The organism is Acinetobacter colistiniresistens (genome assembly GCF_000413935.1).
GTDB lineage: Bacteria > Pseudomonadota > Gammaproteobacteria > Pseudomonadales > Moraxellaceae > Acinetobacter > Acinetobacter colistiniresistens.
Genome location: NZ_KE340384.1, coordinates 105503 through 127069 on the forward strand (window position 1 = coordinate 105503; position 21567 = coordinate 127069).

At 43.9% G+C, this 21567-nt stretch carries 21 protein-coding genes and 2 pseudogenes; 2 read left to right on the forward strand and 21 right to left on the reverse strand.

Annotated elements, in window-relative coordinates; genetic code table 11:
- Window position 1: 1 nt before the first annotated feature.
- The 5 genes and pseudogenes from ptsP to F907_RS00365 all read right to left on the reverse strand — a co-directional run.
- A pseudogene (ptsP, locus tag F907_RS19510) lies at window positions 2–1651 on the reverse strand (phosphoenolpyruvate--protein phosphotransferase); the annotation flags it as partial.
- Between the two features lie 86 nt (window positions 1652–1737).
- A pseudogene (gene fruB / locus F907_RS19515) lies at window positions 1738–2866 on the reverse strand (fused PTS fructose transporter subunit IIA/HPr protein); the annotation flags it as partial.
- A 489-nt stretch (window positions 2867–3355) separates the two neighbouring features.
- Window positions 3356–3715, reverse strand: coding sequence for a RidA family protein (locus tag F907_RS00375; protein ID WP_005240519.1), 360 nt, complete (start codon window positions 3713–3715; stop codon window positions 3356–3358).
- Window positions 3716–3724: 9 nt separating this feature from the next.
- Complete coding sequence (gene alr / locus F907_RS00370) at window positions 3725–4828, reverse strand: alanine racemase (RefSeq protein WP_016653310.1); 1104 nt, start codon at window positions 4826–4828, stop codon at window positions 3725–3727.
- Between the two features lie 23 nt (window positions 4829–4851).
- Window positions 4852–6108 carry a D-amino acid dehydrogenase gene (locus tag F907_RS00365; RefSeq protein ID WP_005240523.1) on the reverse strand — a complete coding sequence of 419 codons (1257 nt, stop codon included), beginning with the start codon at window positions 6106–6108 and terminating at the stop codon, window positions 4852–4854.
- 139 nt (window positions 6109–6247) lie between these two features.
- Here F907_RS00365 and F907_RS00360 point away from each other — a divergent pair, with 139 nt between their 5' ends.
- On the forward strand, window positions 6248–6715 hold the full coding sequence (locus F907_RS00360; protein ID WP_004773316.1) for an Lrp/AsnC ligand binding domain-containing protein: 468 nt from the start codon (window positions 6248–6250) through the stop codon (window positions 6713–6715).
- 61 nt (window positions 6716–6776) lie between these two features.
- On the opposite strand, the gene F907_RS00355 is transcribed toward F907_RS00360, so the two are convergent.
- The 16 genes from F907_RS00355 to F907_RS00285 form a co-directional block, all read right to left on the reverse strand.
- Window positions 6777–7142 (reverse strand): ribonuclease E inhibitor RraB, encoded by a 366-nt coding sequence (locus F907_RS00355; RefSeq protein WP_005240526.1) that lies wholly within the window; start codon window positions 7140–7142, stop codon window positions 6777–6779.
- Between the two features lie 134 nt (window positions 7143–7276).
- Window positions 7277–7753, reverse strand: a complete 477-nt coding sequence (locus tag F907_RS00350; RefSeq protein ID WP_005240528.1) for a GNAT family N-acetyltransferase — start codon at window positions 7751–7753, stop codon at window positions 7277–7279.
- Window positions 7754–7777: 24 nt separating this feature from the next.
- Entirely contained in the window at window positions 7778–8443 is a 666-nt protein-coding gene (locus F907_RS00345) for a pseudouridine synthase (protein ID WP_026040144.1), read from the reverse strand.
- Between the two features lie 111 nt (window positions 8444–8554).
- Complete coding sequence (locus F907_RS00340) at window positions 8555–8992, reverse strand: hypothetical protein (protein ID WP_026040145.1); 438 nt, start codon at window positions 8990–8992, stop codon at window positions 8555–8557.
- A 568-nt stretch (window positions 8993–9560) separates the two neighbouring features.
- Window positions 9561–10448 (reverse strand): DMT family transporter, encoded by an 888-nt coding sequence (locus F907_RS00335; RefSeq protein WP_005240534.1) that lies wholly within the window; start codon window positions 10446–10448, stop codon window positions 9561–9563.
- A gap of 140 nt (window positions 10449–10588) precedes the next feature.
- Window positions 10589–11293 carry a DUF1003 domain-containing protein gene (locus tag F907_RS00330; protein ID WP_004656662.1) on the reverse strand — a complete coding sequence of 235 codons (705 nt, stop codon included), beginning with the start codon at window positions 11291–11293 and terminating at the stop codon, window positions 10589–10591.
- 119 nt (window positions 11294–11412) lie between these two features.
- The gene (locus F907_RS00325; protein ID WP_016653311.1) at window positions 11413–11652 is read right to left on the reverse strand and encodes a DUF6868 family protein; all 240 of its coding nucleotides are present in this window, start codon (window positions 11650–11652) and stop codon (window positions 11413–11415) included.
- 148 nt (window positions 11653–11800) lie between these two features.
- A complete protein-coding gene (locus tag F907_RS00320; RefSeq protein WP_005240538.1) occupies window positions 11801–12502 on the reverse strand; it encodes a hypothetical protein in 702 nt (233 codons plus the stop codon).
- A 43-nt stretch (window positions 12503–12545) separates the two neighbouring features.
- Complete coding sequence (locus F907_RS00315; protein WP_010589821.1) at window positions 12546–13121, reverse strand: DUF4126 domain-containing protein; 576 nt, start codon at window positions 13119–13121, stop codon at window positions 12546–12548.
- A gap of 127 nt (window positions 13122–13248) precedes the next feature.
- Window positions 13249–13392 carry a zinc ribbon-containing protein gene (locus tag F907_RS18715; protein ID WP_004637424.1) on the reverse strand — a complete coding sequence of 48 codons (144 nt, stop codon included), beginning with the start codon at window positions 13390–13392 and terminating at the stop codon, window positions 13249–13251.
- Window positions 13393–13522: 130 nt separating this feature from the next.
- Window positions 13523–13942, reverse strand: coding sequence for a type II toxin-antitoxin system tRNA(fMet)-specific endonuclease VapC (gene vapC / locus F907_RS00310; protein ID WP_016653312.1), 420 nt, complete (start codon window positions 13940–13942; stop codon window positions 13523–13525).
- Window positions 13942–14172, reverse strand: a complete 231-nt coding sequence (locus F907_RS00305) for an antitoxin (RefSeq protein ID WP_016653313.1) — start codon at window positions 14170–14172, stop codon at window positions 13942–13944. The genes vapC and F907_RS00305 overlap by 1 nt, the downstream gene beginning before the upstream one ends.
- Before the next feature lie 211 nt (window positions 14173–14383).
- Window positions 14384–17002, reverse strand: coding sequence for a Fe/S-dependent 2-methylisocitrate dehydratase AcnD (acnD, locus tag F907_RS00300; RefSeq protein ID WP_016653314.1), 2619 nt, complete (start codon window positions 17000–17002; stop codon window positions 14384–14386).
- Window positions 17002–18159 (reverse strand): bifunctional 2-methylcitrate synthase/citrate synthase, encoded by a 1158-nt coding sequence (gene prpC, locus F907_RS00295; protein ID WP_016653315.1) that lies wholly within the window; start codon window positions 18157–18159, stop codon window positions 17002–17004. The genes acnD and prpC overlap by 1 nt, the downstream gene beginning before the upstream one ends.
- A gap of 136 nt (window positions 18160–18295) precedes the next feature.
- A complete protein-coding gene (gene prpB, locus F907_RS00290) occupies window positions 18296–19180 on the reverse strand; it encodes a methylisocitrate lyase (protein ID WP_004801838.1) in 885 nt (294 codons plus the stop codon).
- Window positions 19173–19883 carry a GntR family transcriptional regulator gene (locus tag F907_RS00285; protein ID WP_005186499.1) on the reverse strand — a complete coding sequence of 237 codons (711 nt, stop codon included), beginning with the start codon at window positions 19881–19883 and terminating at the stop codon, window positions 19173–19175. The genes prpB and F907_RS00285 overlap by 8 nt, the downstream gene beginning before the upstream one ends.
- 453 nt (window positions 19884–20336) lie before the next feature.
- Here F907_RS00285 and F907_RS00280 point away from each other — a divergent pair, with 453 nt between their 5' ends.
- Window positions 20337–21551 carry an amino acid aminotransferase gene (locus F907_RS00280; RefSeq protein ID WP_005200881.1) on the forward strand — a complete coding sequence of 405 codons (1215 nt, stop codon included), beginning with the start codon at window positions 20337–20339 and terminating at the stop codon, window positions 21549–21551.
- The last annotated feature ends 16 nt before the right edge of the window (window positions 21552–21567 follow it).

Here is a 21567-nt window from a genome sequence, read left to right on the forward strand (position 1 = left end):
ATTACTCCACCAATGAACGTACGGCAGACGCACTGTCACAACTTAAGGCTTGCTGTGCGACCTGTTGGCAATTTATATAGTTCAAACCACGAATTTGCGCCTTCACCAATGGAATACTGGTACTCGACATACTCAACTCATCCACGCCCAAGCCTATCAATACAGGCACAGCTTTTGGATCAGCAGCCAATTCACCACAAATGCCCACCCATTTACCATGCTGATGTGCTGCCCGAACCGTTTGATCAATCAATAGCAAAATACTTGGATGTAAGCCATCAGCTTCAGCAGACAATAGTGGATGACCACGGTCAATCGCCAGAGTATATTGAGTCAAGTCATTGGTTCCAATACTAAAAAAATCAACTTCTTGAGCAAGAATTGGAGCCAACAATGCTGCCGAAGGAACCTCAATCATAATACCGACTTGTAAGTTTTCACATGGATGCTGTATGCGAACCTCATCTAATATTGCTTTTGCTGCTCGCCATTCTTCAACCCGCCCAATCATCGGAAACATAATTCTTAATGGGCGATTATCCGCTGCTTTAAGTAAAGCAACCAATTGCTGACGTAACAACTCTGGCTTAAGTAAAGTCAGACGAATACCACGTAAGCCCAAGAATGGATTTTCTTCCTTTTCAATAGGCAAATACGGTAAAGGTTTGTCCCCGCCCACATCAAGTGTACGTACCACCAATGGACGACCCGCTAAAGCATCTAACACCACCCGATAATCAGCTTCCTGTGTAGCCTCATCAGGCGCACTGCTGTGTGACATAAAGACCAATTCTGTGCGTAGCAAACCAATTGCTTCCGCCCCATCGGCCACAGCCTGTATCGTAGCGCCCACTTTGCCAATATTGGCTGCGATTTCAACTTGATGTTGATCCAGTGTGATTGCGGGTTCTAAACAATGCTGTTCCGCTTGTTCTCGTAACTCACGCTGGCGTTGGCGCTCTGCAATGGCATGATCAATCTGACTTTGCTCGGGTGAGACCACATACTCACCAGTATCCCCATTAATTAGCACAGTGGCATGGTTCTCAATATTTAAAACAGCTATACCTGCACCTACGACTGCTGGAATAGCCAGAGCACGTGCCACAATGGCACTATGGGCACTCGCTCCACCAACCGCGGTCAAAATGCCTGCAACACGATCTTTATTCAGACGCGCTACATCACTCGGACCAACATCATGCATAATTAAGATATAAGGTTGCTCGGGTTCTGTGACATCGGCCACACCGCACAAAGCAGCCAAAACACGCTCACCAATATCCCTTAAATCAGCCGCACGCTCTGCCAGTAAACGATCGCTAAGTGCAGCCTGTGCGGTAGCAGCCACTTCAATATGATCATGCCAAGCTGCAGCAGCAGACAACCCTTGTTTTAAACCGCGTTGTACACTTTGGAGTAGGTCTGGATCATCCAGCATTTCCAAATGTGCCATGAATATCTGCTTAATGGCAGTAGATTCAGTATGTGCAATGAATTGACGTAAGCTGTTTTTCACCTGATGAAGCGCAATTTCAAGCTTTTCATTCTCAGCTTTAAAGCTCTGCCCGCGACGTTCATAACTAAATTCACGTGGCTTCACCACATGTGCAGGACCAAAAGCAAGGCCAGTTGATGCCGCAATACCGCAGCTACCCGTATCGCCATGTGATTCAAAAGGCATTAATTCCAAAGTATTTACGACAGGATCACTACTGCTATGCTGATGAGATACAAGATCAACAGCTTCAACCTCTTCTCCTAAGCCCTGTTGAACTGCATCAATAATCTGTTCTAAGCCAGCTACAGCATCGGTATCAGGTTGTGCAATAAAAGTCAGAGTTTGACCACGACGGCATCCCATGGCTAATAATTTGGTTAAACTTTTTGCCGAAACGTAAGCCCCCTCATCTACAGCAACGAGAATATCCCCTGCAAATTTCTTGGTCATATTGACCAAGTGTGTCGCGGGACGCGCATGTAGACCATGAGCGTTAGCTAAGACAATACGACGAGATGGCCAATCAGGAATCAGTTCAGCACCAATTAACTGCGCCAATTGGTGACTATCTTGCTCTTGGTTGAGGGTATGAACTTGTTCAGTATCAAACAAAATATCCATTAACCGTTGAAACCGTTGCATATCCAGTTGCTCATTACTGGCAATACACACCAAAGTCTTGAGCATTTCCTGCTGATGGCTCAAAACCTGTTCCGCTTTTACCAAACTTACAGCTGGGCTCAAAACATGCTGGTTAGAAGTGATCGACCAGACCCCCTCCCCTAAATGAATCATGCTGTTTAGGTTTAAACCCGACAGAAAACCACACTCCACCATTTTTTGCTGTTTCAGCAACTGTGTTGCGTGCCAAATTAAATCTTCTACATCAAGTGCGGGAACTTGAGTGGCGATTAAATTTTCATGCAATGCCAAAGATGCAGGTTGGGCTTGTAATAATGCAATAATTTGCTCTGCGGATTGAGCCTGTTTCACTTGATCAGCGACATCATTAATTAAAGCCCGCGTCAAAATTTGTAAGACTTGCAAATGCTCATCTGATTTCGCAGCAATCACTACTGCTAAATAAATTTTATTTTCACCGTCCCAAACAACTCCTTCAGGAAAGTGCGCCAGACGAATACCAGTTTTTAAAATATATTGGCGAGACTGAGGCGTCCCATGCGGAATGGCAATTCCTTGCCCTAAATACGTTGCACTTTGTTGTTCGCGCCCGGTCAACCCATGAATATAATCAGGTGTAACCAACTGGTCTTCGACCAAGATATCGACTAGACATTGCAACGCTTGTGCTTTATCAGTGGCGTGTTGTTTCATTCGAACATGTTGTATATCTAGCGCGAGCATAAAACGTCCTTGCAAAGCAGCATAGTGAGAAGCCATGCCTTTTTTACTGGAAAAAAAATAAAAGTCGAATTCTACTCAGGATTTACCCGAAAATCTGTATTTTTTGATTTTATCTTCATGATCATCATTACAACGTAATTAAGAAACGACGAGATTCTTCAGAATTCAGCGTTGCGATAGTTGGATTTAATCCTAATTGAACCGTAGCCTCAGACAACACCCCTCTCATCATAAAATTATACCAGTCAGTAAAATACCCTTAGATTAAGCATATGTATGTTGGTTATTATTGTTGATTATCACAATAAATTAGTGACCAAAAATCAAAGTACCCCATCCCACCTTAAATTACGTCACACAAAATAAAAACCCTATATAACTGTTATATATAGAGTTTATTAACATACAAATTATGTTATTTAGTGTATTTTATGTCGGTGACTCTTGCCAAGGTTGGGGTTTTTTTAAACAAAAATAAAGCGGATCGCTTTATTTTTGTGCTGCAACGACTGCAATTTCAATCAACCACTTCGGATTGACCAAGTCTGCCTGAATGGTGGCACGCGAAGGCGCAACATGACCTTTTAACCAGTCAATCCAGATAGTATTCACCACAGGGAAATCTGAAAGATCTTTTAAAAATAATTGCGCAGACAATAAACGTGATTTATCGGTTCCTGCTGAAGCCAAAAGTTGTTCAATGGTTGCCAACACTTCACGGGTTTGCCCTTCAATATCCAGTTCGGCATTTTTAGGTACTTGTCCTGATAAATATACCACTTGATTGAAGACCGTCACTGCGCTCATGACTTCATTGGTATTGAGCTTTTGAATATCTGAGTTAGACATAAGAAATCCTTATTCCTGAGTAATAAATGAAACACGTGCAGTCACGCCACACATCAGTTCATAACCGATGGTGCCTGAACCTGCTGCCACTTCATCAATGGCTAAAACTGTGCCTGAACTGGACTGACCCCAAAGCACCACCTCACTGCCGACATCGGCATCGCGGATCGGGCTGAGGTCTACCGCCAGCATATCCATGCTGACCCGTCCAATGATCTGGGTCCGAATCCCATTGACCAGAACAGGGGTTCCTGTTGCTGAAATACGTTGATAACCATCGGCATAGCCACAGGCTACGATGCCAATTCGGATCGGTTGCTCGGCTACATAACTGGAACCATAGCCGACACTTTCCTGCGCATCGAGCTGTTGCACGGCGATAATCTCGCTGCGCAAGCTCATGCCCGGAGCAAGGCCCCAGTCCTGAATGGTATGTTTGGGATAATCGGGAGAACTGCCGTACAGCATGATGCCGCCACGTACATAGTCCGATTGTAATTGGGTCTGATATCTTAAAATTGCAGCACTGTTACTGACCGATCTTTCGCCAGGCAAGCCTGCAATCGCGGCGTCGAACTGCTGCAGTTGATAGTCAATTCCGGTTTCACCAAAACGGTCACCATCAGCGTCGGAGAAATGCATCATATGAGTGATGCTGGCAATGTTGTCCGACTGGCTCAGCTGCTGCCAAATGTCCCGATATTGTTGCGGCTTGAAACCTAAACGGTTCATACCACTGTTCATTTTCAGGAAAATATCGAACTGGGCTGGATAAGCATGCTGCTGTATCCACGCCACCTGTTGCGTATTGTGCACGGTAAAACTGAGTTGGTATTGGGCACAATCAAACAGGTCTTGGGCCGAGAAAATTCCTTCCAGCAATAGAATTGGGCCTGTCCAACCCAGAGCCCGCAGACGTTTTGCTTCGTCCAGATCGAGCAAGGCAAAGCCATCCGCACTTTTAAATGATTCGTAAACACGTTCAATGCCATGCCCATAAGCATTGGCTTTAACCACCGCAAACACTTTGCTGTTTGGCATTGCTTGCCTTACCACCGCAAGATTTTGGCGTAAGGCTTGGGCATGGATCACCGCAGTAATTGGACGAGGCATAATTCACTTCCCTGTCTGTGCAATTAAGCAGCGTGTGAATAACGTTGAATCGACAAACCATCCGTGCTAATGTCAGGACGGTGGTTCATGACCAGATCACTGATCAATTTGCCTGAACCACAAGCCATGGTCCAACCTAAAGTCCCGTGTCCCGTATTCAGGAACAGGTTCTTGTACTGGGTTGCACCGATGATTGGAGTGCTGTCTGGGGTCATTGGACGTAGGCCTGTCCAGAATGAAGCTTGAGCTAAATCCCCACCCGGGAACAAGTCCTGTGTCACCATCTCTAAAGTGGCACGACGATCTTCTTTTAACCCTAGATTAAAACCACTGAGTTCTGCCATGCCCCCAACGCGAATCCGTTGGTCAAAACGTGTCAGTGCCACTTTGTAGGTTTCGTCCAGTACCGTTGATTGTGGTGCAAATTTTGGCTCGACAATCGGAATGGTCAGTGAATACCCTTTCACAGGGTAAACTGGTAAATTCAGTTGCAGTGGTTTTAAGAAATCACGAGAATAGCTACCAAAGGCCAAGACATAACGATCCGCTGTGAGGATTTCACCATTAACCTTGACGCCTTTGATCTCATCGCCTTCAACAATCAGGTTTTCGACATTTTGATCGAACTTAAATTCCACACCCAAATCTTGGGCCAATTTTGCCAAAGCATTGGTAAATAAATAGCAATCTCCCGTTTCATCATTGGGTAAATGGAGGCCACCGACCAATTTATCGGTATACCCTAAAGCGGGTTCAACACTGGCCAATTCTTGCGCATTGAGTAAAGCGAAGTCGACGCCACATTCTTGCAACACTTGAATATCACGTTGTACTGCTTCAAGTTGCGCCTCGCTACGAAACACTTGTAAGGTGCCCTTAGAGCGGTTTTCGTAGTTGATGCCAGTTTGTGCTCTTAAATCACGCAAACAGTCACGGCTGTATTCTGCCACACGCATCATGCGTTCTTTATTCACGGCATAGCTGTGTGGGTTACAGTTTTTCAGCATCTGTGCCATCCACTGCAACTGCCACATACTGCCATCAATATTGATCGCCAATGGCGCATGATGCTGGAACATCCACTTCACGGCTTTGAATGGAATGCCCGGCGCTGCCCACGGGGTTGAATATCCTGGAGAGATTTGGCCTGCATTACCAAAACTGGTTTCTTTGGCAGGCCCTGATTGACGGTCAAGTACCGTCACTTGCGCACCTTGTTGTGCAAGATAATAGGCACTTGCCACACCAATGACGCCACTTCCTAAAACAATTACGCGCATAATAGATCCCTCAAGCACACACTAGGTTATTTAACTAGTATATTTTTGGATCAATAGTTTTTTTCACTGATTTTATCGCTATAATCTAGGTAATTTAATGTTTTCGTCACGGAAAAATTAAAATAAAAGGGAATAAATGATGCGTAAATTAGACCGTATTGATCGCCTGATTTTGGACATTTTGCAACGTGAAGGCCGGATTGCCATCAGTGAATTGGCGTCACGGGTCAACTTATCCACCACGCCTTGCTCAGAGCGGGTCAAGCGTTTGGAACGTGAAGGCATCATCATGGGCTATTACGCCCGTCTCAATCCAGAATATGTGGATCGCAACTTGTTGGTGTTTTTGGAGATCAAACTTTCAGCTAAATCGGGTGATGTATTTGATCAGGTGGCTCGGGATTTAGTCGATATCCCCGAAGTGCTGGAATGCCATCTGATCTCAGGTGAGTTTGATTATCTGGTCAAAGCCCGTCTTAAAGAAATGAGCGCCTATCGCCGCCTATTAGGTGATTTACTGAAAAAACTGCCTGCCTCTGCATCCTCGCATAGTTATGTGGTGATGGAAGAGGTGAAAGAATCGTTATATCTGGATATGGGCGTTTAAAGCCACCTCCCTTACAATAAAAAAGCCCGAAATTCCGGGCTTTTTTAAATAGCAAGATGGATTATTCATCTTCATCGTAAATATAGCTCATACAGCCCCAGCCATCATATTCGCCATTAAACTCTTTCGCGATCTTGGTCATCCATTCTTCCAGATCAGCGATGTCTTCATATTCCAGCGTCATATTGACATGAATATTCAGCACCCACAGATCAGACCCGTCCGAGTGCTGCTCTTCCTGAAACAAGGAAATTTTCTGTTCTTGATGTAAAAGATGTAAGGCACATTTTTCAATTTGTTCCTGTTTTTCAAAAACAATGGAAAATTCAACCTCATGTGGCTCATTCAGGTCATTGCCATCTTCAACCATCTGCCACAGTACATTGCCATTATCGTTGTCTGGAAATTGCTCATAGTCACGTGTCATATGCATATCCTTTGTTGTGTTTTGGAATTGGTATTTGGCTATAGAGTAACCGATTTTTATTGCAGTTTTTAGACGTGTGAATAGCAATATTGTAGTCAAAAAATAATCAAGCTAAAACATCCGCTCGCGGCTGTTTAAGATAAACCGATGGAAAGTACCACTTGGTCGAGACAACGAATGCCATTTTCATACATCGGTGTTGGGTAATCTTTAAAAACATCTGGCTCGATATGGGACAGACGGAAGCCACATTTCTGATACAACGCCAATTGGTCCAGACTCGAGTTGCCCGTTTTCACCCATAGGGTCTGGATATTGAGCAGTTTGGCGCTTTCAATGACCTGCTGAATCAATACTTTGGCTAAGCCCTGCCCTTGATAGTGTGGATCTACAGCCAGATTTTTAATTTCAGCTTGCTCATCATCACTTTGCCATAAACAGAGCTGGGCAATTATGTGTGCCTGATCATTTAACATGATAAAGAGCTTTGACTGGAACAGATAGCGCGACACCTGCTCCCAGCTTGGATCGGCATCTAATAAAAGTGCCTTGAGTTGTAGTTGCTGTATCTCGGAGAGTGTTGACCATTCAGCTTGTTGAGGTGCATACATGGACTTGCCTATTGATGGTTCGATTTAGAACTTTACCTGAGAATGAATTTCAACATCATGCAATTTTAACGGATGCTTGAAGGCCAGATAAGCCGCATGCAGCGCCATACGTGTTAAATGGAACTTGGCGGGTTCTGGATGATAAAGCTTATCGCCCATGATCGGATGACCGATATGCATCATATGTACCCGTAATTGATGAGAACGTCCTGTCACCGGCTCTAAACGCACGCGGCTCTGGTCAGTTGCTGCATCATATGCCATACACTGAAATAGCGTTTTGGCGGGCTTGCCCAATTCAAAATGCACCATCTGACGCGGACGGTTTTCCCAATCCGTAATCAAGGGCACTTCCACGCAGCCTTCTGTCTGAATCTGACCCTGCACCAGTGCTTGATAATATTTTTTGACAGTCCGTGCCTGAAACATTTTACTGATCGCCACTTCCGCATCGCGATGTTTGGCAAACATCAACAGGCCTGAGGTTGCCATATCCAGTCGATGCGTGACTTTGGCCGCAGGATACTGTTCCAAAACCCGTAAATAAGCACTGTCCTGATGTTCTGGTAAACGCCCCATCACCGACAATAAACCTGCGGGCTTATTGATCACCAGCAAATCTTCATCTTCATAGGCGATCTCAAGGGGTGTTTGCGGGGGTGCATAAACAAAGTTGTCATTTAAAGGCATGAGTGCAGCATACATTGAATCAGGTTCTGGATGGGGAACGATTATAGTAGTGTCATTGGCTTTCGCAACATCTCATTTCAATGCGATACCCGCACAATCAAGAGGCTGTCTTTACCCCTTGCTCAGACCTTGTTGATAATGCTGTTCCAGTGTTGCAATATCCTGATTTAAAAAAGCAATCAGATAATCTTTAACTCGTGCAAGACTCAGTTGTTTAAATGAAATATGCTCTTTACTTTTACGTGTCAGCAAACCAAACAGATCTTTTTTCGCAATGATGGTGGGAATATCACTGTCCAATTTAAATTCAAGCTGTTGTGATTTGGCATAGGCATCCAGAGTAATCACACAGGTCTGTTCAGTACGGTGATCTGTCACAATAAAATGGGTATCTACACCATTGAGTTGCAATTGACGCACCAACTGCTGACGCCACGTCATCTCGTCAAATTTGGTTAAAATAGTTGCCAAATCGAATCTGCCCACATGATCGATTTCATTGTGATTCATTTGATGCGGATAGCGGATTTTAAGCTCGAACTGATTCATCATGCTGTGACCTATTACTGTCATTTTTTTTAATTTTTAAATACGAAGTAATTATATCATTTTGTTTTTTAATATAAAAATATCGACCTATATTCACAATGGCAGGATTTCAGGATTCATTTCACATTCATTTTTTATTTTATTGATACAGTTTTTATTATTTAGGTCTGATTATTCTTTTCTATTTACTTAAATTTTTAGGGTATCAAGGGAAAACAGAGGTTGTTTACTTCAACACCTATGACTTTGTAAGCCATAACCTTTGCCTATAAACTTTTGATCTATAGCGTCCTAAGCCGAATCGAGACCTTTTGGGTTCGTACACACTTGCTTTATAAGCGTCGGTGCATGCTACTCTTTTCGATCCCTTTCACACCCTTGAGACATAGTTTAGGCAGATCACGGCGGGATTGTTTTCCTAAAAACAGCTATTTTCGATTATCAATGAAATAATTTTGCACACCGATTGCTAAAAGTTGAAATATTTTCCATATCCAATAAAAAATGACGATTTATATTCCGATAAATTCAAATTTACATGTGTATTTTTTCAAATACAGCTTCTAGTTTAGGCCCAAATCACCATAATGGCCGCCACAATCACCAGCCACAGACCTAAGTGATCGGTCTTGGCGAGTTTTTCTTTAAAGAAAAAAGCTGAAATCAACAAACTAAATAGAATCTCCACCTGACCCAGCGTTTTGACAATTGCCACGGTCTGCATACTCATGGCACTAAACCAGCCGACTGAAGCCAAAAAGCTACAGATACTGACTCTTAAAGTTAAACCCATGCGCTGCCACATTTTATACAGCGTCGGTCGGCTAAAAAATCCGAGATAGATCAACAGTACAATACATTGAAAGCTGATCAAACTGCACAGTACCCAAGCAGCGCGGTGCAAGAATGGCAATACGCTCAGTTCTAGACTGGCTTCACGCACCAATAGAGAAGTAATGGCAAAACACAGCCCACTACCCAGTCCAATCATCAAGGTTTTCAAGGACAGATCAGACTGCTGTTTTCCTTTACTCAGTAAAAATACCGCAAATGCACCCATCACCACGCCGACCCAACCCCACGCACTGAGATGTTCTTGCAAGAACAAAACAGCGACCAAGGCTGCCAAGATCGCTTCACTTTTGGCAAGTCCGACACCGATGGCATAGTTCTTTTGCTGAAACAGTTTCACCATCAAGGCAGTGGCATAGATCTGGCTAATGCCTGCAATCACAATATACAGCCAGAATTTATCGGTAAAATGCACCGATGTTGTGACAGGCTGATGCCAATAGAGAAAGGCCAAATAGCTAAAGGCAAAGATCGGTGAAAAGATAAAGCGCGCCAGTGTGGTGCCATAGACATCCACCGTTGTACTGAGCTGTTTTTGAAAAGCATTGCGCCAAGCCTGCATAAATGCAGCCATGAGCGTGAACAGAATCCAAGTCATCATCATAAGCTTGAGCGCAATATTATAAGTGCCGCTAATTTACGCTGTTCTGCTTATTTTTTCGATGGTCATCTTCAAATCTTAAGTTCTAGTGCATCTTTTTCACAAGCAATGCAACACTAGCCTGTGTTGATTCAATCCATCATCTATTGTTTCTTCTTGCTCATTTCAGTCAGTAGGTCGAGCTGTATTTCCTGAATTTTTGCCAGTCTATCCCATTGATGCATCAGCAGATGATCCATTTTTTCATGTAAATTATGGATTTCCAGCTCTGCTTTGAGATTCACCTTATAGTCATTTTCTGAGCGTAAACGGTCTTTAGCTTCCTGACGGTTTTGGCTCATCATAATAATAGGGGCCTGTACTGCAGCCAAACAGGACAAAATCAGGTTCAACAGAATAAAGGGATAAGGGTCCGCAGGATGTTTCACCATGACCACGGTATTGACCAAGATCCAAATCGCCAGAAAAGCGGCAAAACAAATCAGAAATGTCCAACTCCCACCAAATGATGCGATTTTATCTGCCAGTCGCTCTCCCAAGGTCCAGTCTTGGTCAAATTTAGTTTCTATATTCTTATTAATTAAATCATGATGTTGCATGCTCTGTAATACATCATTTTCTAGATTTGAAACTTCACCTTGTTCTGAGTTTAATAGTGAATGTACATATTGCATTCGATACTTGGTCAAATCTGGCAGGCAAATATAATCCTGTGCCCCACATTCTGGAAAATCTTGTTCAATTTCTTCTGTAATGACCCGACGTAGCGTTCCAAGTGGAATCAAGCTTTTAATAGAAAAGCTTTTTTTACAAACAATACAGTTTTGACACTCTGTTTTCCCATTCATGCTCTATCCTCTCTTTGTGAGATTTATTCATTTATCTGGTTATTGTTATTCAATTTTATCCTGCGGCATCGAGTTGCCCGTGATGCTTTTGTAAGCTTAAACCGAAAAAAGATCGTCTGTTAGAGCAGCTTTAAAGCAAGATAAGGCACGAGACCGAATAATAAAATAGCAATTTTATAGATCGCCATCCCACCATAGTGAATTGCATCAAACTGCTGCTCAGATAAGCTGAACCAGTGTCTATGTAGGCGTTTAATCGAGTCTTTTGCAAAGACAAAGGCCAATAACCAAAGGATTAAAACGATATAATTCAAGATCGTCATGTAAAGAAAAAATTGTGTGAGTTGGAAAGCATTCATGACGGTTTCCCTCCATTGGCTATTGTTGTTATTTTAAGCGGTTTTTATGATCTGAAACTTAAAATACTTAGCGCAAATCAATCTCTTTCTCTTGGCAGTTTGAGCGGTGCCAGTGCATGGCAGCAATCATCAAAATAATCACCCGCTCTTAAAAATTTAAATCATCAAAGTCCTTTACTTTGGACAGATAGATCGGTGCCTGATTGATTTTGCTCCATGTTTCTTTAAAGCTTGGATCTTGTTCTGGGTCTTGGCTTAAATTTTCACGAAAAACTTTTTTGCCTGTTAAAAAATTAATACTGGTTTGGCTTTGAATGAGAGGCCCATGATTGCTTGAATCATCATAGCCAATCAGACGCAGATCATTACCGTCTAACCGAAACAGATAACGCCAATAGCCATAACGTCCATGTGAATAATAAATACTGAGTAGGTTATTTTTAATTTCCATCCATAGCTCAGGTGGAAAATAGACGCCGCCATCTTCATTTTCAGAGCTAAAACAGCTGAGGTTACTGACAATAGGTATGTATTTGCCTTTTTCATTGAGTAAAACAATGACGCCACGGCGGTTACGATCTAACTGTCCATAATATTCATGATCGACAAAGGCTTTGGGATCAGTGGCTTTGACGATCAGCACCACATCCTTTAAGCCGTCTTTATTCAGGTCGCCTTCAATGGCTTTAAAAAGTTGGTATTTTGCAGGGATATAGGCTTTATAGGTGACTTTGTCTTTGCTTAATTGAAGCTCTTCTGCTGTGGGTGGCTCTTGGGCAAAGCTGACTTGCGGCAGTGCAGATAGGCTTGAGAATGCTAATAATGTTGCAAGTATTTGAGTCTTTATCATCTTTTATATCGCTCCATTCAAGTTATTAACGGTGTTCTTGTTTTTATGAGGAATGGCTGAGTTTCTCTTGTTTTTTTGCACGAATCCAGCGTGCAGCAACGATAATAAAAACGATCACCAAGACCGCAATCAGCACAGGCATGATAAAGGCCAGAATCGATAACACAATTGAGCCTATCAACTCACCTGTCGAGATCACAAAATTACCCAACCCACCTGTAGTTGCCGTCGAAACCCCACGTGCCGCAACCGTGCTCATTTGTACTACGCCTGCTGTTCCACCACCAACGATTAGCGCGGCAGCCCAAGTGGCAAACTGGGACATTTCACCACTACTGACTGCCATTGTGGTCAGTGTACCTGCCACCACAGCCGCTGATGTGGCAATGCTATCTAACAGGTTATCCACCCACGGCACATAGTAAGCTGCAATTTCACAAATGGTCGCAAAACCCAATGCCATACAGACCGATGGAAGTGCCAGCCATTCAAAGCCTTGGGTAGGTTGATACCAACCCATTAAGGTGGCAATACTCATGGCCAAGAGCGGCACAAAGACACGAAAACCACAGGCTGCACTTAGGCCCACGCCAATACACAGTCCTAAAATTGTTTCCATCATGGATTTCCTTTCTATGCCTATGACAGGTCTTGTTATTTACATCTTATTTTTAAGGTAACAAAAAGCCCTATCAAGGGATAGGGCTTTTATTCAAACAGTGGGTAACTATTTGGTATTTTGCGGCTTAGGCATTCTTACTGTTGAATTGATTGCCAAGGCATTTGGTACACGGAGGTAAACGATCAGTACCAATTTCTAAATAGGTGCGGTGTCCGCATTGAACACAAAAATAGAAGCCTGTTCCAGGTTTTTCGCCAGCAGTGACCATCTTTGTTCTCCATAGATTTTAGAAATGGTATATATACTATAGCGTGATAGTTTTGATTATTTATTGACCTTTCCGACGAGTGGTGGTGTCGGAAAGGTGAAGAATGCTGGTTATTTAAAATTTAACCGAGTTACAAAGAATCCGATACCCAATTCTCCACACGCAATCCATCAACACGTAAAAACTCTTTTTCATTATTGGTGACCATTACCCAATTATTTGCTCTGGCATGCGCTGCCAACCATAAATCATTAGATCCAATGATCTGACCTCTAGAAGAAAGCGCTTGACGTATTTGTGCATAATGATCCGCAACATCTTCATCTAATTCGGCGACTTGAATCATTGAGGTAAACTCATCAATTACTTTTAACGCTTTTTCTCTGCTTTGACTTTTTTCAGCGCCAAAACGTAGCTCCCCCAAAGTAATCACCGAGATTAAAATATTTCGATTGGGAAGATGTTTTTCAAAATGCTGACGGACATTTTCAGGCTGATGTTTGCTGATATAGATACAAATATTGGTATCCAATAAATATTGTGTCTGCATTAGAATTCTTCTCGTTCTTGTGGTGGTTGATCCACTCTTTCTTCTGCATAAAAATCATCTGGCATTTGTGCCAATACATTGAATAAGTGTTCCGCGGTAATTGGCTTTTCACGTAGGATCACTTCATCACCACGGCGAAATATTTCAACTTCTGTACCTTCAAACCGAAATTCTTTAGGTAAACGAATCGCTTGGCTGCGCCCGGTCATAAAAACTTTTGCGGTAGACATTGTCGCTACTCCAACCGTTTTGATACATACCTTATGATAGATACTATTTGATCATTTTACCAACAAAATTTAATTAAAATAAAAGCACAATACTGACTAACACTATAATCCTTCACTTCAACCCCAAGTATTCTCCTCTTATAAAAAATAAAAGACCCTACACGAAGTAGAGTCTTTTCATCGCAGTATCAATCACTTTCAGATCAAAGTATTAAGCCACTTGCCCTTCTAAAAAGTCTTGTGCAAAACGCTGTAATACCCCACCCGCTTCATATACAGAAACTTCTTCTTCTGTATCTAAACGGCAAGTCACAGGTACTTCAACAATCTCTTCCTTACCATCCGCTGTGGCACGCTCAATCACTAACGTTAACATCGAACGAGGCGCAATATTACCAATCACACTATATAGCTCAGTACCATCCAGCTTTAAGGTCTTACGGTTCACACCAGCTTTAAACTCAAGCGGTAAAACGCCCATACCCACTAAGTTAGTACGGTGAATACGCTCAAAACCTTCGGCAACAATTGCTTCCACACCTGCAAGACGAACACCTTTCGCTGCCCAGTCACGACTTGAACCCTGACCATAATCCGCACCCGCCACAATGATCAACGGTTGCTTACGGTTCATGTAGGTTTCAATCGCTTCCCACATACGCATCACTTCACCTTCTGGCTCGACACGTGCTTTCGAACCTTGCTTAATGGTGCCGTCTGAACGAACCACCATTTCATTAAACAGTTTCGGGTTGGCAAATGTGGCACGTTGTGCTGTTAAATGGTCACCACGATGGGTTGCGTATGAGTTGAAGTCCTCCTCAGGCACACCCATTTTGTGCAGGTATTCACCCGCAGCCGAATCCATCAAGATTGCATTGGATGGTGACAAGTGGTCGGTGGTGATGTTATCACCCAAGATCGCCAATGGACGCATATTGGCTAAAGTACGTGGTGCGGCCAATGCCCCTTCCCAATATGGAGGACGGCGGATGTAAGTACTCTGCGGACGCCAGTCATATAGCGGGCTTTCAGCCTCTACTGTCACACCCAGATCAAACATTGGAATGTAGACTTTACGGAACTGTTCAGGCTTCACGGCTTCTTTCACCAGCGCATCAATTTCAGCATCCGAAGGCCAGATATCTTTCAGGTAAATTGGATTGCCGTCTTTGTCGTTTCCAAGCGAATCTGTTTCGATGTCAAAGCGAATGGTTCCTGCAATCGCATACGCCACCACAAGTGGCGGAGATGCCAAGAACGCTTGTTTTGCGTATGGATGGATACGACCATCGAAGTTACGGTTACCCGAAAGCACGGCCGTCGCATACAAATCACGATCGATGATTTCTTGTTGAATCACGGGATCAAGTGCGCCTGACATGCCATTACAAGTAGTACATGCATAGGCGACAATACCAAAACCAAGTTTCTCAAGATCACCCAACACGCCTGCTTCTTCAAGATACAGCGCAGCTGCTTTTGAACCCGGTGCAAATGATGATTTCACCCAAGGTTTACGTACCAAGCCCAGCTCATTGGCTTTACGTGCCAATAAACCAGCAGCAACCGTGTTACGTGGGTTAGAAGTATTAGTACATGAGGTAATTGCAGCAATAATCACGGCACCATCAGGAATTAAACCTTCTGCTTCTTGTGCCTTGGCAAGCTCTAAATTCCCTGCAATGCCTTTTTCTTTCAAATCAGCCGTAGAAACACGTGCATGCGGGTTTGATGGCCCTGCAATGTTGCGAGTCACCGCTGAAAGATCAAAACGAAGTACACGTGGGTATTGTGCTTGGGTCATATCCGATGCCCAAAGACCAATTTCTTTGGCATATTGCTCAACCAAAGCCACTTGTGCATCTTCACGACCGGTCAGACGTAAATAGTCGATGGTGTTCTGGTCGATATAGAACATTGCCGCAGTTGCGCCATATTCTGGGGTCATATTTGAAATGGTGGCACGGTCGCCCACAGACATGCTATCAGCACCTTCACCGAAGAACTCGAGGTAAGCACCGACGACACGCTCTTTACGTAAGAACTCGGTTAATGCCAACACGATATCGGTTGCAGTAATGCCTGCTTGACGCTGACCGACAAACTCAACCCCAATGATATCTGGCAGACGCATCCAAGACGCGCGACCGAGCATCACGTTTTCAGCTTCCAAACCACCGACACCGACTGAAATTACCCCAAGCGCATCGGTATGTGGGGTATGTGAATCGGTACCGACACAAGTATCCGGGAATGCCAAGCCATCACGGTTTTGAATCACTGGAGACATTTTCTCCAAGTTGATCTGATGCATAATGCCGTTACCCGCAGGGATCACATCGACATTTTTAAAAGCGGTTTTAGTCCACTCAATAAAGTGGAAACGGTCTTCATTACGACGGTCTTCGATTGCACGGTTTTTCTCAAACGCGTCTGGGTCAAAGCCACCGAATTCAACTGCCAAAGAGTGATCCACGATCAACTGAGTTGGCACCACAGGATTCACTTTAGAAGGATCACCGCCTTTATCGGCAATCGCATCACGCAAACCAGCAAGATCAACCAATGCGGTTTGGCCTAAAATGTCGTGACAGACCACACGTGCTGGATACCATGGAAAATCGAGATCCTGACGGCGTTCGATCAACTGGGTTAAATAGGCCTTTAAATTCTCGGCATCAGCTTTACGCACCAGCTGTTCAGCCAACACTTTCGAGGTGTACGGCAAAGTCGCATATGCGCCTGGCTGAATATCTTCAACGGCTTGACGCACGTCATAGTATTCGAGCTGGGTACCCGCCAGCGGTTTACGATATTTTGTGTTCATTAACCACGCTCCGCCAATGGTTTGAATTCAAGATTTTCAGGGCCAGTATAGTTGGCGCTTGGACGAATGATTTTGCCGTCTTGACGTTGTTCAATCACGTGTGCAGACCAGCCCGCAGTACGAGCAATCACAAATAATGGGGTAAACATTGCCGTTGGCACACCCATCAAGTGATAGCTCACTGCACTGAACCAGTCGAGGTTCGGGAACATGTTCTTCACTTCTTTCATCACCGCTTCTAAACGTTCAGCGATCAAATACATCTTGGTATTTTCTTGTGCTTCAGCAAGTTCACGCGCCACTTGCTTGATCACTTCGTTACGTGGATCAGAAACGGTATAAACTGGGTGACCAAAACCGATCACCACTTCTTTTTTCTCAACGCGGCTACGGATATCTGCTTCTGCTTCATCTGCATTGTCGTAACGCTGTTGAATCACGAACGCCACTTCATTGGCGCCACCGTGTTTAGGGCCACGTAATGCACTGATACCACCTGTGATTGCTGAGTACATGTCTGAACCTGTCCCTGCTACCACACGAGAGGTAAAGGTTGAGGCATTGAACTCATGCTCTGCATACAGAATCAATGAGGTGTGCATGGCTTGAATCCACTCTTCCGATGGTGCTTCACCATGCAATAGATGCAAGAAATGCGCAGCAATCGAGTCATCATTGGTTTCAACTTCAATACGACGACCATTGTTGCTGAAGTGGTACCAGTACAACAACATTGAGCCCAAACTTGCCATTAATTTATCAGCAATGTCTTTTGCGCCTGCTTCGTTGTGGTCTTCATGTTCTGGGGTTAAGCAACCGAGCACAGATACACCCGTACGCATCACATCCATTGGGTGTGCAGACGGCGGCAGTTGCTCAAGCGCAGTTTTCAATGCAGCAGGTAAGCCACGCAGTGCTTTTAATTTTGCTTTATAGGCTTTGAGTTCGGCTTTATTTGGTAATTTTCCGTGTACAAGAAGGTGTGCCACTTCTTCAAACTGGCTGCCGACTGCAAGGTCAAGAATGTCATAGCCACGATAGTGTAAGTCATTGCCGCTGCGGCCTACGGTACAGAGTGCGGTGTTGCCTGCCACTTGTCCGCTGAGGGCAACTGATTTTTTTGGTTTGAAGCCTGTTGTTGTTTCATTACTGCTCATAAGATTGTCCTTTTCTGTTCTTTCTATGTGAATTATGAGTTCTAAAATCCCACTTGCGGAGCTACAACCGCTCCTCACCTCCCTTTCCAAAGGGAGGGAAGTCCCCCTTTTTCAAAGGGGGACTTAGGGGGATTTCTTATTTTGCTTTTTCAAACGATGCATCAAGATATTGTTCAAACGCATGGTAGTTAATGCGTTCATACAGTTCTTGACGGGTTTGCATAGTGTCGACCACATTCTTTTGCGTGCCTTCTTTACGCAAGGTCTCATAAACATTTTCTGCGGCCTTGTTCATGGCACGGAATGCAGACAGTGGATAGAGCGCGATGCTGACATCGGCAGAAGCCAATTCTTCCGTAGTAAATAATGGAGTGGAACCAAATTCGGTGATATTGGCTAAAACAGGCACTTTGGTCAGATCAGCAAATTGCTTATACATAGCCAATTCAGTGATCGCTTCTGGGAACAGCATGTCTGCACCCGCTTCGATATACGCCCCTGCACGGTCAATCGCAGCTTGTAAGCCTTCAACTGCAAGCGCATCGGTACGTGCCATGATCACAAAGCTGTCATCGGTACGTGCATCGACCGCTGCCTTGATACGATCGACCATTTCTTGTTGAGTCACGATGGCCTTATTCGGACGGTGACCACAACGCTTGGCACCGACTTGGTCTTCGATATGCATCGCAGCAGCACCAAATTTGATCATCGACTTGGTAGTACGTGCAATATTAAACGCAGAAGCACCGAAACCTGTGTCGACATCGACCAATAATGGTAGATCACAGACATCGGTAATACGGCGTACATCGGTCAATACATCATCAAGGTTACTGATGCCTAAATCAGGTAAACCCAAAGAACCTGCGGCCACACCGCCACCAGACAAATAGATCGCCTTGTAACCTGCGCGTTTTGCCAATAATGCATGGTTGGCATTGATCGCACCCACCACTTGTAATGGTTTTTCATTTGCGACCGCGTCGCGGAATAGCTGACCAGCAGACTGTTTAGCCATGTTGTTGTTCTCCTTGATTTTGCAGCAATGTTTGCTCAACAATTTTGTAGGATGCATTGATGTGACGGTGCATCAGCATTTCGGCAAGCTCACCGTCACCTTCAGCAATCGCATCTAATATGCGGATATGTTCATCCCAAGCTTTGCTCGGGCGATCTGGGGTATTTGAAAACTGGATGCGATACATCCGGATGAGGTGATAGAGCTCATCGCATAACATTTTTTCTAAGGTTTTATTGCCACTGCTTTTGATAATGCAGTAATGGAAATCGTCTTGGCCTTCTTGCAGATAGTAGCCTTTGCCTGCTTTAAAGTTTTCATCCTCGGCATGCATCCGCAATACATCACGTAAGGCCAGAATCTGTTTTTTATCAATATGCTGTGCAGCGAGTTTACAAGCCAAACCTTCTAAAGAAGCACGAATTTGATACAGCTCTTGAAACTGTTGCAGTGAAAGCGAGACTACCCTCGCACCGACATGCGCAGTTCGCTCCACCAGTTTCTGCCCTTCCAGACGGTGAATCGCTTCACGTAAAGGCCCTCGACTGATGCCATATATCCGTGCCAATTCAGGTTCTGAAATCTTGCTGCCCGCAGGAATATGTCCTAATACAATTGCCGACTGAATTTGCTTAAATACGTGTTCCGTCAGGGTCATTCCCTGACTGGTGCTGAGGGCTTGAGGAACAAGGGTATCTTGCATATTGTCGACAATCTCTACAATTTTTATGATTTTATAACCAGATAAAAGAAAAAATGCAATAGGATTGTCGACAATAAGTCTGACTGGTGCTGCCAATTCGACTAGCGAGATATAACCAAATTGCTGATCAAAACACTTGCAAAAACCCAAAATAAAAGCAAATAAAACAAAATGTTAATAGTATTTATACTCATTATTCAACCCTGCGCTTTGATCGACTGGGCGGCCTGATACATTTAATACTACGACCATGGTATGACAGCTTGATTGTAGACAATCTTTATAATCACCGCATGGCGACAAATTTTGTAAGTAAATACTGCACCAAAATGTAAATAACAGCGTGCTTCATGCAGTCTTTATTGATACATTATTGGACATCAAAGGTTCCGCTCCTGAAGCGCCAACCTCTCCAGACATCTATGCACTTTGTTGAAGAAAAGGACATTGTTAATGTTTCAACATATCCCACCTTATGCAGGCGATCCGATCCTTTCATTGATGGAACAGTTCAATGCTGATCCACGTGCTGAAAAGGTCAACCTCAGTATTGGTTTGTACTATAACGAAGACAGTATTGTTCCTCAGCTTGATACCATTATCGAAGCACAAAAACGTATTGCACCTAAAAACACGCAAACCAAGCTTTATTTACCAATGGAAGGTTTCAAACCTTATCGTGATGCGATTCAAGCCTTATTGTTTGGTGCCAACAGCCCTGCAATTCAACAAGGTCGTGTTGCAACAATTCAAACGTTGGGTGGTTCTGGTGCATTAAAAGTCGGTGCAGACTTCTTAAAAACCTACTTCCCAAATTCAGAAGTTTGGGTCAGCCAACCAACTTGGGATAACCACGTTGCGATCTTCAATGGTGCTGGTATCAAGAGCAACTTCTACCCATACTTCGATGCTGAAACACGTGGCGTTGATTTTGATGGGATGTTGTCTACTTTAAAAACATTGCCAGAACAAAGCATTGTGTTATTGCATCCATGCTGCCATAACCCAACAGGCGCAGACTTGAACCCAGCACAATGGGATCAAGTGATTGTGGTATTAAAAGAGCGTAACCTGATTCCATTCCTCGACATCGCGTATCAAGGTTTTGGCGATGGTATGGAACAAGATGCTTATGCCATCCGTGCCCTAGACCAAGCAGGTCTGAACTTTATTGTCAGCAACTCGTTCTCAAAAATCTTCTCACTTTACGGTGAGCGTGTTGGCGGTCTGACTTTCGTATGTGACGATGCTGAAGCAGCAAAATGCACATTCGGTCAGTTGAAAGCAACAGTACGTCGTATCTACTCTAGCCCGCCAACAACAGGTGCATGGTTGGTTGATCAAGTGTTAAATGACGCTGATCTCAATCAACAATGGCAAGGCGAAGTGAAAGAGATGCGTGAACGTATTATCAAAATGCGTAGCATCTTAAAAGATGAGCTAACTAAAGCCCTTCCTGAACGTGACTTTAGCTACCTTGTGAATCAAAAAGGTATGTTCAGTTATACAGGTTTAACCGCTGAGCAAGTGGACATTCTTCGTGAAGAATATGCAATCTACTTGGTACGCAGTGGTCGTATCTGTGTTGCAGGCCTGAACATGAACAACGTATACAAAGTTGCCAAAGCAGTGGCTGAAGTTTTAGCAAAATCTGCTGCAACCGCTTAAGTTGTTACGATTAAAA